This is a genomic window from Clostridium tetani, assembly GCF_900167265.1.
GTDB lineage: Bacteria > Bacillota > Clostridia > Clostridiales > Clostridiaceae > Clostridium_G > Clostridium_G tetani.
In genome coordinates this window covers 128,091-142,973 of sequence record NZ_FUWT01000004.1, presented here as the reverse complement: position 1 = coordinate 142,973, position 14,883 = coordinate 128,091, and the positions used below count along the sequence as shown (strand labels likewise).

Sequence of the window (14,883 nt, the reverse complement as noted above, 5' to 3'; positions counted from 1 at the left end):
CACTTCTCCATTCTAATATCCTAAATTTATTTTTTGTAGTATTTAAAATCAAAATTCTCTTTTTCCTCTGCAAACTTAAAGTATTTATTATATTGTTCATTTAATCCTTTTACAGATTCATCTACAGTTTTTTGTCCTTTTATTGCATCTAATATTAAGTTTATTTCTAAAGAGGAGTTCCTACTTAAAAATATAGTTGGATCATAATCTTCATTTTTATATTTATCCACTTTATTATATTCTTCATATATATCCTTAGTAACTTTTGTATCCTTTAAATTCACTGGTAGGGCACTTCTAGTACTTAAAATTTCTTTATTTGTTCCTTCGTTTATAAGGTATTCATAAACTTTTTTTATAGCAAATTTTTTCTTCTCATCTTTAACAGATTCACTATTTATTACTAAGAAATTCATATTTTGAACATAATAATAAATATTATTTTTATTATTATTTACCTGAATTAAATCCTTAACTCCCAAATTAAAGTTTAAAGGAAGTATATTTGAAAAATATCCTTTGTCCTCAAAAGTACTTATCATCATAGCTATATTGTTTTGATAGAACTCTGATCTAAGTTGATTTCTACTTTTTTTATCAAAGTCTTTGTTAATATAATTTAACTTATACATTTTATTATAGGTATTCAAAATTTCTTTAGAATAATTAAAATTATATTTCCCATTTTTATAATCCCAGAAACTAGTATATATGTTACCTGCATTTACACTTGGCTCACCTATAGATACTTTTACATCTTCATACTCTTTTAGAGGAAATGCAAAAGGCGTAACTTCTGGAAACTTTTCTTTTATAATTTTACTATAAGCTATAACTTCTTCCCAATTTTGAGGCGGTTTATTGGGATCCAATCCTGCTTTTTTAAATAAGTCTTTATTCCATATAAATTTCACATTAGTTTCCATTAATTTTATACCTATTGGCATATCTTTAAATCTTACTATATTTGACTTATCTATATTAGTCATATCTATATTTATTTTATCTAAGCTAGTCACTTGTTCATTTTTCATAAGAGTAGAAAATCCATATTCAAATAAATCTGGTCCATGACCGGATGCCAATGTAGTTCTTATAGCATTATAATAATCTTCCTTGTATTCAGTAAAAATTATATGTATGTTATCTTTATTTTCTTTATTAAACTTCTCAATTTGATATGATCTAGTAGGAGATATTACACTTTTTTTCATCCATAATCTAACTATAGTTTTATCTTTTAACTCTGGAGGTAAATTCTCTTTTGCCCCTCCATAGCTTTTATAAGATTTAAATCTATATATGCCTGATGCAAATAATAAAATTATTATTAAAGTGCAATACATTATAGTTCTAATTTTTCTATTATCCATTTAACTCTCTCCTAATCACTTCTTAGACTTTAATTTAATTAAATCCTGTAATTCTTCAGTCTTTAATATTATTAACATTCCTACATATACTAATGCACCTACTGCTGTGGATATAATTAAATTTATAAGTAAATATAAATTACTTTTTGGCATAAGATCGTATATTCCTTTATAACTTAATCCTACTACTACTGCCATTATAACACCTGATAAGGACATTTTAAGAAAAGCTACAAATATCTTTTTATAGTTTACTCCTTTCAGACGAATCTTTATTTCAATAAATAAAATTAAAGATAAAATAGTTACAGATAGTGTAGTTGCCAAAGCTATACCATTTATTTTCATTAATGGACCTAATATTAAAACTAAAGCCACATTAACAATTACTAATATAAATCCGTTTAACATAGGTGTTACTGTGTTCTTCATGGCAAAGAAAACTTTTCCTAGTATGTCCATTAAGGAGTATCCAAAAGCAGAAAAAGCTAAATACTTTAAACACATAGAAGTAGCCTTTGTTGCTTCACTATCAAAAGTTCCATGTTCCAAAACTAATTTTATAACAGGTTCGCTTAAAGTAGCTAATCCAAAAATTAATGGAATAGCAACTATCATAACTAAATTTACAGACTTTATGAATAACTGTTTAAAGCCTTCCATATCATTCATAGCAAATTTTTCTGTTAGTTTAGGATAAAATACTGTAGTTATAGATACTATAAAAACTTGATTTATTATAGTACTAAATTTACTAGCATAATCCACTACAGAAATGCTGCCTTCTACCAAATTAGAAGCAAAGTCCCTCGCCACCATAAGGTTTATTTGAGATACTGCACTACTGATAAGTATTGGAACAGCTAAAATTAGCATTCTTCTAACATTTTTATCCTTAAAATCTATAATAAATTTATATTTATAATTATTTTTTAAAAATGGTCTCTGAGTAAGTGCTTGAGCTACCGCCCCTAGAAAAACTGATATTATTGCTGCTGTTAATCCATATTTTTTATAAAATATTATAAGGCCTATTATTATAACAACATTTGCAGCAATTCCTGTTAAAGCTGGTTGTAGAAATTTTCCATAGGATTGAAGATACCCCGTATATAGTCCACTTATAGCTAAAAATATTATAGATGGCATTAAAATTCTAGTTAACTCTACAGTAATATTAAAACTTTCTCCCTGAAATCCACTGGCAAATAAATTTACTAATTGTGGTGATAATACTACTGCGATTATTGATAATAATATGCATAAAATTGTTATTATATTAAGTACATTATTAAAAAATCTATTAGCTTTTTCCTTATCGTTTTTTATACTAGCAAATATAGGTATAAATGTAGTTACTAAAGCTGCTGCCACAGCACTAAAAAACACCTGTGGCATTGCACTAGCTGTTTTAAATATATCCGATTCCCTAGTAGCTCCTAGTTGTATTGCTACTATAAATTCTCTTAAAAAACCTGTAAACTTACTTATTACAAGCATCATAGTTATAATCATACTATATTTTGCTGCATTCTTAACATCTTTTTTTAATTCAGACATAGCTCCTCCAAAACCGCTTAACTTAGTTTTTCATATGCATTTAATAATCTTTTTTCACATACAGACCAATTATAAAGTTCTTTTACCTTTAAATATCCCTTTTCACCCATAAGTTTTGTTTTTTCTAAATCATTAGATAATTTTTCAATAGCTTCAGCTATACTCTCAGGTGATGTAGCTTCTACTAAAAGTCCACTTTCTGCCTCTTCCACTATATTTCTTACCATAGGAAAATCACTTCCTATAATCGCTGTTTTACTACTCATATACTCAAATAATTTTATAGGTTCAGCATTTACATATCTCCAGTTATCTGGTTGCAATATAACAAAACCTGCATGAGCTTTTCTTAAATAATCAAAAACCTCCATATGTGGAATTTTGCCTGTAAAAACTATATCTTTATCCTTTAAATCATCTTCTATAAATTTATAGCATTTTGATTCAAATTCTTTAGTTTCAAAGGGACCTACAAAAATATATTTACAATCCTCTTTTTTTACTAATTTAATAGCTTCTAATATTTTAAATATACCTCTATCTTCTCTTAATCCACCTACATATATAAAAGTTGGATTATCTATTTCCTCTTTTATAAATTCTTCATCTTTCAAAACAGGATAATTAGGAACTAATTCTACATTTGAATTATATTTTTTAAATTTATTTACTAATAATTCATTAACAGTAACAATATAATCTGCCTTTTTACCTAAACTCTTCTCATATAAATATATTAGCTTTTCCATTGGTGCTTTTATAGCACCAAAATGCTCTGAAAAAGATTCCGGATGATATTCATGTGAATCATATATTATTTTACATCCTAAAGCTTTTTTAAGTTTTGTAGCTACCTGAAAAGAATCTGGTTCATGGGCATGATATACATCCACTCCTAAATCTTTTGCTATATTAAACATATCTTTCATAGGTCTTATTCTATCTCTCCAGCTTTTTCTAGGAGGAAAACATTTTACAATAATTCCATCATCTGTAGTAAAATCTTTATATCCTGGAGCTATTATATATATATCTTTATATTTCTTTTTTAAAGATAGTATTTCCTTATAATAAATTCTATTATCAAATACATCATGTCCTGATGTAAGCATACATATTTTCACGTATTTCCCCCCTGAAAATGGTTATTTACTAAATTATTATTGATTTTTTAGTAATTGATCTTCTGGCACATCTTTATAGTATTTTGATGGGTTTCCAACTACTATAGTTTTAGCTTTAACATCTCTTGTAACTACAGTTCCCGCTGCTACAAATCCATCTTCATTGATAATTTTACCTGGCAATATTGTGGCTCCTGCACCTATTCTTCCACCTTTTTTAACAGTTACACCTTTAAACTTTCCAAATCTTTCTTTGGATCTTGCTGCATAGTTATCATTAGATGTTACTGCACAAGGCCCTATAAATACAGAGTCTTCTACCTCTGAATAGGCTGTTAAGTATACATTAGTTTGTATTTTGCAGCTTGATCCTACCTTGCAAAAATTTTCTATAGTAGCACCTTTTCCTATTATAGTTTTTTCTCCAATAGATACATCTTCTCTAATTACTGCTAAATCTGCTATAAGAGCTTTTTCTCCTATTTCACATCCTACATATATAATAGCTCCAGCCCCTATTAAACATTCATCTCCAACTTTAGTGGGTGAATATTTTTTTTCATCCTTAAAAATACTATTTACAGACCTCATTGGCTCTTTTCCTATTACTGTATTGTCATCTATTCTTACATTATCTCCTATTTTACTTCCTTTATGAATTATAACATTATGACCTATAATACAATTTTGTCCAATAACTACATCTTCTTCTACTACAGTAAACTTTCCAAAGGAAACATTTTCTCCTATGTTAGCTTTCTCAGATATATAATTCATAATAAACTCTCCTTATTTTAAACTTTTAATACTACTGCTTAAATGTATTTAAGCAGTAGTACTGTATTATCTTTCTTTACTACTTAGTTTTACCATATCCATAGTTGAAAAATCTTCTAATGGGAATTTAACAGCTTCTCCTGTAAGTCTTGATTTATATGCTGCTAAAATAATAGCCATACCCTTTTTACCAGCTTCTCCATTTATTAATGGCTCTTTATCACTCTTTATAGCCTCTATAACATCTTTATATAGTGCTGTATGACCAAAACCATAAACTGAATCTGGATCTCCTTCTTGTTTCTTTAAAATATCTTCTTCATTATCCAATCCATCTGCAAATTTCCAAGTTTCTATTTTATTTACTGCAAGTCCTCCTATTACAGCCGTTCCTTGTTCTCCAAAAATACTTAAGGTTTCTTCTAAGTTTTTAGGATATACACATGCTGTTCCTTCTATCATACCTATAGCACCATTCTTAAATCTTATTATTATTGCACCAAAATCTTCTGCCTCTATATCTCTTAAAAATGTTCCACATTGTGCATAAACTGTATCTATTTCTCCACCCATCATCCATTGAAGTAGATCTATATTATGTATACATTGGTTCATTAATGTACCACCATCTAATTTCCAAGTTCCTCTCCATGGTGCTTGTTCATAGTATCCCATATTTCTGTTCCACAATATTCTTGCAGTTCCATTTACAAGTTTTCCAAATCTATTTTCTTCTATAGCTTTTCTTAATTTTTGTATTGGTTCGTTAAATCTATTTTGATGACAAACTGCTAATTTTACATTGTTTTTTCTTGAACATTCTATCATATCATCTGCATCTTTTATTGAAAGAGCCATAGGCTTTTCAACAATTACATGTTTTCCTTTGCTCATACAATACATTGCTATTTCTGGATGATATCCACTTTCAGTTGAAATAGCTACTACATCTATTTCTTCTTTTTCTAACATTTCTTTATAATTTTCATATATATTAACTTCTACTGAATCTTTCATTCCATCTATGTATTTATCTTTTTCAATTTCTGCTTTTTTTATATCTATATCACAAAGAGCTACTAATTCTATCTCTTCTTTATTATTTATTAATGCTTCAACATGTTTATAGGATATTCTACCACAACCTACAATAGCACCCTTTAACTTTTCCATAAAATCACCTCATAATTTTAGTATAAGGATAAGTCTTAAGACTTATCCTTTTTCATTTTAAAGTTTATATATCTTTTCTTCGTTACCCTTAACATCTTTAGTAGCATTTCTTGTATCATAAATTAAGTCTGCTTTATCTGCTAAGGCTTGGTAATCTACATCACTATGAGCTGTAGTTATTACAACAACATCAGAGTCTGAAACTACTTCTTTCCAATTTACTGAATGATAAGTTTTACCTTTATGTTGAAACTCTGGTATATTTGCATCATGGTAAACAATTTCCGCACCATGTGCTTCTAGTTGCTCTATTACCTTTAATGCTGGGGACTCTCTCATATCATCAATGTCATTTTTATAAGCTACACCCATTAATAATACTTTTGAACCATTTAAAGATTTTTTCTTTCCATTTAAAAGTTTCATTACATTCTTTAGTACAAATTCAGGCATAGAATCATTTATTCTTCCAGAAGTTTGTATCAAACTTGTATGGAAATCATATTCCTTTGCCTTCCATTCCAAATAAAATGGATCCAGTGGTATACAGTGTCCTCCTAATCCTGGTCCAGGATAGAATGCCATAAATCCATAAGGTTTTGTTTTAGCTGCATCTATTACTTCCCAAACATCTATATTCATTTTATTACACAGCATAGCAATTTCATTTGCTAGGGCTATATTTATATTTCTAAAGGTATTTTCAAATATTTTTTCCATTTCTGCAATAGCTGGTGATGATACTGTAAACACTTCACCTTCAAGTACATTTCTGTATAGTACTGCAGCAACTTCTGTACACTCTTCTGTACATCCACCTACTACTTTTGGTGTGTTTTTAGTTTTAAATTGTTTATTTCCAGGGTCTACCCTCTCTGGTGAAAAGGCTAAGAAAAAGTCTTCTCCACATTTTAGTCCTGTGGATTCTAAAATTGGTTTTAATACTTCTTCTGTAGTTCCTGGATATGTTGTACTTTCTAATACTACTAACATACCTTTTTTAAGATATGTAGCAACACTTTTAGTTGAATTTTCTACATAAGATAAATCCGGTTGTTTATATAAATCAAGTGGTGTTGGTACACATATAGCAACTACATCTACTTCACCTACAAAACTAAAGTCTGTAGTAGCTCTTAGTTTACCCTTCTTAACTATTTCTTCTAAATCTGAATTAACTACATCACCTATGTAATTATGTCCTTCATTTACCATTTTTACTTTCTCATCTTGAACGTCAAAACCTATTACTTCGTAACCAGCTTTTGCTTTTTCAACTGCTAATGGTAATCCTACATATCCTAATCCTACTACTCCAAGTTTTGCTGTTTTGTTTTCCAATTTTTTTATTAATTCATCTCTTATTTGTGACATCATTTTACCCTCCCAGGTTTCATAAGATTTACAAGTAAATTATATACTTTGTTAATATTATGGTCAAACTTTTTTGTATTATATAGTTTTTAATTATTTTAAAATTACTTTATTATAAATAGAAATAATTTTATCAGCATTTACATTCCAAGTAAATTTATCCGAAACAGTTTTAATTGCACATTTTCCTATGTTCATTCTCTTTTTAGGATTCTTTATTAGAAAATCTATAGTTTTTACTAATTCATCTACATTTTTTCTTTCCACTAAAAATCCATTTATACCATTTTCTATAGCATCTTCTATACCTTCACCTTTTACTCCGATAACAGGTAATCCCTTAGACATAGCTTCTATATAGACCATTCCAAAGCCTTCTTTATAGCTTGGAAGAGAAAATATATCATACTGTTTCATAACATTAATAACTTCTTTATGCTCTAACTTGCCCAGAAAAGATACGTTATCCTCTAAACATAGTTCTTTTACTAATTCTTCAAGCTTACTTTTATATTCTCCATCACCTATTATATCATAGGAAATATCAGGATATATTTCTTTTAATTTAGATACAGCCTTTAAATTTATATGTATTCCCTTAGTTTCTTTTAAATTAGACACACTTAAAATCTTTATTAAATTTTTATTAACTCTATTTTGTCCGCTACAATTTTCATGTATTTTATTCAAATCTATATAATCTTTATCAATACCATTGTTAACAATTTCTATTTTATTATAGAATTTTTCATTCTTTACTACATTTTTAAGCTTATTACTTACAGTTATTATTTTATCTACATGGTTTAATACGTTAAAAAGAGCTTTTTTACACTTAATATTTTTATTTATTGTATTTTGAAAATCTTGCCCATGTATTGTAACTACATGGGCAACTTTGAATTCTTTGTTTAAAATCATCCCTGCATATCCATCTGGAACTGCAACATGTGAATGAATTACATCAAATTTAAAGTCTTTATAAACTTTCTTCATTAAGCTTTTAATTCCCATAGACATAAAAATACCTGATTTATGAAACATTATACCTTTGGGAAACTCTAAATATCTTGGATAATATACTTCTACCCCCTGAATATTTGTTTTATAAGGTATCTTTTTGTATCTTGCCCATTTTTCACTAATTAAGTTTAATGGAAAAGGTGCTAAAGGTACTGGGCTTATTACTTTTACATCTAATCCCCTTTCCTTTAGAGTTTTCACTTGTTGGTGAACAAATATTCCTGCCATACTATTAAATGTTGAAGGGTACATATGAGATATAATTAAAACTTTCATATAATTCACCTTTAATATTCTAATTTGTTTTTCTTTTGTAGGTTGGTACTTTTATTTCCATTAGCTTAAAAATACTTTCCCTGTCCTTATGGACTACATATCTAAATTCATTAATAGATTCTTCTACAAACTTCATACTATTTTCTGTAGGCTTTTCCACATATATTTTATCATGTTCTGTATTAGTTAATGCAATTTCATCCATTAGAAGTTCTTCATATAATTTTTCTCCAGGCCTTAATCCAGTGTATTTTATTCTTATATCTATATCTGGTTCATATCCTGAAAGTCTTATTAAATCTCTTGCTAAATCATTTATTTTTACTGGTTCCCCCATATCTAGTACAAATATTTCCCCACCTTTTGCCATACCTCCTGCTTGAATTACCAATTGAGATGCTTCTGGTATAGTCATAAAATATCTATTTATTTCAGGATGGGTTACTGTTACTGGTCCACCGTGAGCTATTTGTTTTTTAAATAGCGGTATAACAGATCCATTACTTCCCAAAACATTTCCAAATCTAACTGCCACATATTCTGTTTCGCTTACTGTATCAAAAGCTTGTATCATAATTTCACAGAACCTTTTAGTCGCTCCCATTATATTCGTAGGATTTACAGCCTTATCTGTACTTATTTGCACAAATTTTTTCACTTTATATTCATGACAGCATTTAACCAAATTATATGTACCTATTATATTATTTTTCACAGCTTCTGCTGGATTATTTTCCATTAATGGCACATGCTTGTGAGCAGCTGCATGAAAAACAACTTCCGGCTTGTATTTTTCAAATATTTCTCTTAATCTCTCCTCTTCACGAATAGAGGCTATTATTACTTCTTTGTCTAAGTTTGGATTACTATAATTTAATTCCATTTGGAGGTCATAAGCATTATTTTCATATATGTCCAGAATTAAAAGCTTTCTTGGTTTAAACTTTGTAATTTGTCTACATAATTCTGAACCAATAGAACCTCCTCCTCCAGTAACTAATACTACTTTATCTTTTATGTATTTATTTATATCATCATTATTTAATTTAACTTCTTCTCTACCAAGCAAATCTTCAATGCTTACATCCCTTATTTTGCTAATACTTACTTTTCCATCTATTATTTCATATATTCCTGGAAGAGTTTTTAACTTAGCTTTAGTATTTTTACAAATGTTGATTATTTCTCTTTTAGTTCCTGCATCTACAGATGGAATAGCTAGTATTATTTCTTCTATCTTTTTTTCTTCAGAAATATTTATAATATCTCTTCTACTTCCTATTACTTTTATTCCATTTATAGTCTTTCCAATTTTCTCTTCATTATCATCTATAAGCCCTATTATTTCATAATTTAAATTTGTATTCTTTTTTATCTCTTTTATCAATAGTGCCGCAGCATCACCTGCACCTATTATAAGTAATTTATTTTTCTTTTTATTACAAATTTTATCTGACTGTATTTCACCAACCACTCTATATAAGAATCTTGTTCCTCCTAAAAATGCTACAGATAATATCCAAAATATAATATGAGCAGCATAAGGAAATCTCATATACTTAGTTTCTAATAATTTATATGTAACAAAATAATTATATAATATAATTACCACATTAGATAAAGATAGTGAGTAAATTATAGAAATAAGCTCTTCAATGGAGGCATATTTCCAAATACTATCATACAATTTGAACATTTTATTAAAAAATAAAGTTATTAGAATCACTGGAACAACAGCATATTTAAAAAATTCCATATACTCATTGGATATTATAAAATCTAATCTTAACAATAAAGATAAGTATAGAGCCAAAACTAATAATATAATATCATAAATTATAAGCTTCTTACTTTTATTCAATACATCACTTCCCGAATAAAATATTTTAACTACCTTAATAATTTTACCTCATTTTAAAAATTATTCAACTAAAAACATTATATTTAAGTATAAAACAATAAAAACCCTTTTTAAAGGGTTTTTATTGTTATTCTTCAGATTGTATTTGTTCTGCTATACCTAAAATATACTTTTCAAAATCATTTTTTATTTCATCTTTTCTTAAGGCAAACTCTATAGTTGCTTCTAAAAAGCCTAATTTATCTCCAACATCATATCTTCTGCCTTCAAAATCATATGCATATATAGCTTCCTGTAAAGATAACTTTTTTAAAGCATCTGTTAGTTGAATTTCTCCACCTTTTCCTGGCTCTATAGTGGATAATATTTCAAATATTTTTGGAGTTATTATGTATCTACCTAATATAGCTATATTAGATGGCGCCTCATCTACATCTGGTTTTTCTATTAAATCTTTTACCTTATATACATTATTCTCTATGTGTTTGCCTTCTACTATACCATATTTATATACATCTTCCCTCACTACCTGTTGTACTCCTAATATAGTTGTTTTATATTCATTATAACATTCTATAAGTTGTTTTAGACAGGGTTTATCACCATAAACCACATCATCTCCTAACATAACTGCAAAGGGTTCATTTCCTACAAATGTCCTAGCACAATTAATGGCATGACCTAGTCCCTTAGGTTCTTTTTGCCTAATGTAATATATCTCTGCCATATTAGATATATCCTCCACCATTTCAAGCATATCCTTTTTTCCTGTATCTTTTAATTGTTGTTCTAGTTCCACAGATTTATCAAAATGATCTTCTATAGCTCTTTTATTTCTGCCAGTTATAATTAGTATTTCTTCTATTCCGGAAGCCACCGCTTCTTCGATTATGTGCTGAATAGTAGGTTTATCTACTATGGGAAGCATTTCTTTAGGTTGTGCCTTTGTAGCAGGCAAAAACCTTGTTCCTAGGCCTGCTGCTGGTATTACTGCCTTTTTTACCTTCATAATGATATCCCCTTTCATCATATAGTAAAATCTAATAATTCCCCAATCAATAATATATAATTTACATAAAATTAATTATTATACTATTTTAATTATATATTTTTTAAAATCTCATCTAATTCTATTACTATTTCATCATCTGGTTTAATTTTTTTAGCTATTTCTAAATGTGCCTTAGCTTCCTTTATTTTTCCCATATTTAAATAACACATAATTAAATTAGTACATACCTCTATAGCTTTGGTAACCTCAAATACTTTTCTAAGATATCCAACAGCTTTTTCATATTCACCTAAGGCTGCATAGTTTATACCTAATTCATTGATTACCTCTGGTATAGCACTATCTATATTAATAGATTTATTTAAATAATATATAGCTTTCTCATAGTTTTCCAATATTCTATAGCCTATTGAAACATAATAATATATTAAAGGATCGTCCTCAAATTCATCTACTAAAGGAATTAAAATTTCTAATGCCTCTTTTGGAGAGTCATATAAGATTTCTTTAGCTTGATCATAATCCACTACATTCTTAAGGGCTACTCTTAAATCCGTTATTTCTTTAGTCTCTTTTCCTCCCTTAGATAAATAATTATTTAATAAAAATAAAGCCCTATTATAATCTCCTTTTTCTTTATTTATAATACATTCGTATAAGTATGGTAAAGGATAATCCTCAAAAGTTTCCTTAGTTTTATCTATAGCCCATAACTCTTCATCTATATAGCTTTTATCTAAACTTCTTAATCCATCTACCAATAATAGTAGTTTTTCAAAATTTTCCTTATTAATATCTACTTGGATAAGTCCCTTTAAGGTTATGTAAGCATCCTCATAGTTTTTTTCCTCTATTAATTTAGCTATTCTACCTTTTATAAATTTTATACTTTCCTTTGTACTTTTTAACATGCTTATATAATAATCATTATATTTAAAATTCTTATCTGATCCTATTACAAAAAACATTGCCTCTATAAAATTACCTACAGATATTCTTTCCATGTTATTTCCTTTTTTAACTTCCTCAACTATTTCATCACCTTTAATTGGCAAGTATATTTTTTCTTTAATTTTCACTTTAAAAATATCTTTTAATTTATTTTCATCTACTTCTAGAAACAAAACTTTTTCTAGTTTTTCTGAAAAAGATTTTCCATTATTCAAGTTCAATTCATCTCCCTTATATTAAATATAAATTTTAAAACACTATTTATTATACTATGTATATCTTTCGTAAATCTACTATATTGCAATTGCCAATTAATTAAACTATAATTAAAATTGCTTTGCATACATAGACTATAAGTATAAGGCATTGTATTTAAAAACTTTTAACTGATATTTGAAAGAAGGTGTTATTAATTGTACAGATTAAATCAATCAGAAACTCCATTATTTGATGCGTTAATGGAATATGTGAATAGACAAACTATACCTTTTCACGTTCCTGGTCATAAAAAAGGAGTAGGAATAGATGAGGAATTTAAAAATTTTATAGGTGAGAATCCTTTTAAAATCGATGTTACTGTTTTTAAACTAGTGGATAGCTTACATCATCCTACAGGTCCTATAAAAAAAGCTCAAGCATTAGCTTCTGATGCATATGGCTCTGATGCTTCATTTTTTTGTATTCATGGTACCTCTGGTGCTATACAGGCAATGATAATGTCTGTGGTGAAATCTGGTGATAAAATAATTATCCCAAGAAATGTCCATAAATCAGTAACTTCTGGCATTATATTAAGTGGGGCTACCCCCATTTATATGCAACCAGAATTAGATAAAAGAGTTGGTATCGCTCATGGCGTTACTCCTGAAACTGTAGAAAAAACATTAAAAGAAAATCCTGACGCTAAAGCAGTTTTAATAATTAATCCAACTTATTATGGCGTTGCTACTGATATTAAGAAAATAGCAGATATAGTTCATAATTATGATATTCCTTTAATTGTAGATGAAGCTCATGGTCCTCATTTAGCTTTTAACGATACACTTCCAATATCAGCTATTGAAGCTGGTGCTGATATTTGTTGCCAAAGTACACATAAAATAATAGGTGCTCTAACTCAATGTTCATTACTTCACGTTCGTTCTAAAAGTATAGATGTAAATAGAGTTCAGCAAATGTTAAGTTTACTTCAAACTACATCTCCTTCATATATATTAATGGCTTCACTTGACTGTGCTAGAAGACAAATAGCTTTAAATGGTAAGGAATTATTAGATAAATCCATAGCTTTATCTAACTATGCCCGTGAAGAAATAAATAAAATTCCTGGCTTCTATTGTTTCGGTAAAGAAATTGTTGGAAGACCTGGTGTTTTTGCTATAGATCCTACTAAAATAACTATAACCTGTAGAGATTTAGGTATTACTGGTTTTGAATTAGATATGATTTTATCTAACCAATATCACATTCAACTAGAATTATCAGATTTATATAATGGTCTTGCTGTAGGCTCCTTTGGAGATACAAAGGAAAATATAGATGCACTAATTAATGCACTAAAAGAAATAAGTAAAGAGTATGTAAATAATGAGAATAAAAAATCTGACTTTATAGATATACCAGCTATACCAAAGCAAGTTCAAATTCCTAGAGATGCTTTTAATAGTGAAAAAGTAGTTCTTCCTTTAAAAGATAGTGAAGGAAGAGTTAGTGGGGAATTTTTAATGGCTTATCCTCCTGGAATACCTGTACTTTGCCCTGGGGAAATAATTACTCAAGAAATAATTGATTATATACAAAAATTAAAAGATACTGGTCTTTATGTACAAGGTACAGAAGATTTAGAAGTGAATTTTATAAAAGTTGTAAAATAAAGCCCTCACATTAAGGGCTTTACTTTTTTCTATATCTACTTATCTAAAATTTTTTCAATATATTCTTCATTATATATTTTAATATTTTCTCTTTTAAGTAATTCTGCTGTAATTCCATTTCCCTTTATTTTCTTATTAGAAAAGCTTCCATCATAAACAGTTCCAAAACCACAGGAAGGACTATTAGACTTTAATATAGCTTCTGTTGCCCCTAAATCTTTAGCTATTCTTAAAGTTTCGTAGGCTCCCTTTATAAATTTATCTGTTGAATCTTTGTAAGTTTTGCTTAGAACTTTTCCTTTACCTCGTAATACTTCTAATGCGGTACTGTCTACTATTTCATGTGGTTCTCTAGGAGTCTCCATACCTCCTAATTGTTCTGGACATACTGGTATTAACTTTCCTTCCTTTAGAAGCTTTTCTACTCCCTTTTTTAAATTATTTTTTCCATTGTACTTACAATTTACACCACATAGGCATGCACTTATGATTATCAAACTCTTTA

General features: G+C 28.3%; 12 protein-coding genes. 1 reads left to right on the top strand and 11 read right to left on the bottom strand.

Features of this window, described 5'->3' with window-relative positions; genetic code table 11:
- Positions 1 to 26: 26 nt before the first annotated feature.
- From B5D21_RS04140 to B5D21_RS04095, 10 genes are all read right to left on the bottom strand, one after another.
- Positions 27 to 1,373: an ABC transporter substrate-binding protein gene (locus tag B5D21_RS04140; protein ID WP_011100403.1), complete on the bottom strand. Its 1,347-nt coding sequence runs from the start codon at positions 1,371 to 1,373 to the stop codon at positions 27 to 29.
- 15 nt (positions 1,374 to 1,388) lie between these two features.
- Entirely contained in the window at positions 1,389 to 2,933 is a 1,545-nt protein-coding gene (gene murJ, locus B5D21_RS04135; protein ID WP_011100404.1) for a murein biosynthesis integral membrane protein MurJ, read from the bottom strand.
- Between the two features lie 17 nt (positions 2,934 to 2,950).
- Positions 2,951 to 4,057, bottom strand: a complete 1,107-nt coding sequence (locus B5D21_RS04130; protein ID WP_011100405.1) for a glycosyltransferase family 4 protein — start codon at positions 4,055 to 4,057, stop codon at positions 2,951 to 2,953.
- A gap of 36 nt (positions 4,058 to 4,093) precedes the next feature.
- Entirely contained in the window at positions 4,094 to 4,834 is a 741-nt protein-coding gene (locus B5D21_RS04125) for an acyltransferase (protein WP_011100406.1), read from the bottom strand.
- Between the two features lie 66 nt (positions 4,835 to 4,900).
- Positions 4,901 to 6,007 carry a Gfo/Idh/MocA family protein gene (locus tag B5D21_RS04120; protein WP_011100407.1) on the bottom strand — a complete coding sequence of 369 codons (1,107 nt, stop codon included), beginning with the start codon at positions 6,005 to 6,007 and terminating at the stop codon, positions 4,901 to 4,903.
- A gap of 57 nt (positions 6,008 to 6,064) precedes the next feature.
- Positions 6,065 to 7,381, bottom strand: coding sequence for a nucleotide sugar dehydrogenase (locus B5D21_RS04115; RefSeq protein ID WP_035108981.1), 1,317 nt, complete (start codon positions 7,379 to 7,381; stop codon positions 6,065 to 6,067).
- A gap of 93 nt (positions 7,382 to 7,474) precedes the next feature.
- Complete coding sequence (locus B5D21_RS04110; protein ID WP_035108979.1) at positions 7,475 to 8,680, bottom strand: glycosyltransferase; 1,206 nt, start codon at positions 8,678 to 8,680, stop codon at positions 7,475 to 7,477.
- A 19-nt stretch (positions 8,681 to 8,699) separates the two neighbouring features.
- Positions 8,700 to 10,541, bottom strand: coding sequence for a polysaccharide biosynthesis protein (locus tag B5D21_RS04105; protein WP_011100410.1), 1,842 nt, complete (start codon positions 10,539 to 10,541; stop codon positions 8,700 to 8,702).
- Between the two features lie 127 nt (positions 10,542 to 10,668).
- Positions 10,669 to 11,550, bottom strand: coding sequence for a UTP--glucose-1-phosphate uridylyltransferase GalU (gene galU, locus B5D21_RS04100; protein WP_035124383.1), 882 nt, complete (start codon positions 11,548 to 11,550; stop codon positions 10,669 to 10,671).
- A 92-nt stretch (positions 11,551 to 11,642) separates the two neighbouring features.
- Entirely contained in the window at positions 11,643 to 12,725 is a 1,083-nt protein-coding gene (locus B5D21_RS04095; protein WP_011100412.1) for a tetratricopeptide repeat protein, read from the bottom strand.
- A gap of 192 nt (positions 12,726 to 12,917) precedes the next feature.
- On the opposite strand from B5D21_RS04095, the gene B5D21_RS04090 reads away from it, so the two are divergent.
- Positions 12,918 to 14,378, top strand: coding sequence for an aminotransferase class I/II-fold pyridoxal phosphate-dependent enzyme (locus B5D21_RS04090; RefSeq protein WP_011100413.1), 1,461 nt, complete (start codon positions 12,918 to 12,920; stop codon positions 14,376 to 14,378).
- A gap of 35 nt (positions 14,379 to 14,413) precedes the next feature.
- On the opposite strand, the gene B5D21_RS04085 is transcribed toward B5D21_RS04090, so the two are convergent.
- Entirely contained in the window at positions 14,414 to 14,875 is a 462-nt protein-coding gene (locus B5D21_RS04085; protein ID WP_035108975.1) for a 2-thiouracil desulfurase family protein, read from the bottom strand.
- Between the last annotated feature and the right edge of the window lie 8 nt (positions 14,876 to 14,883).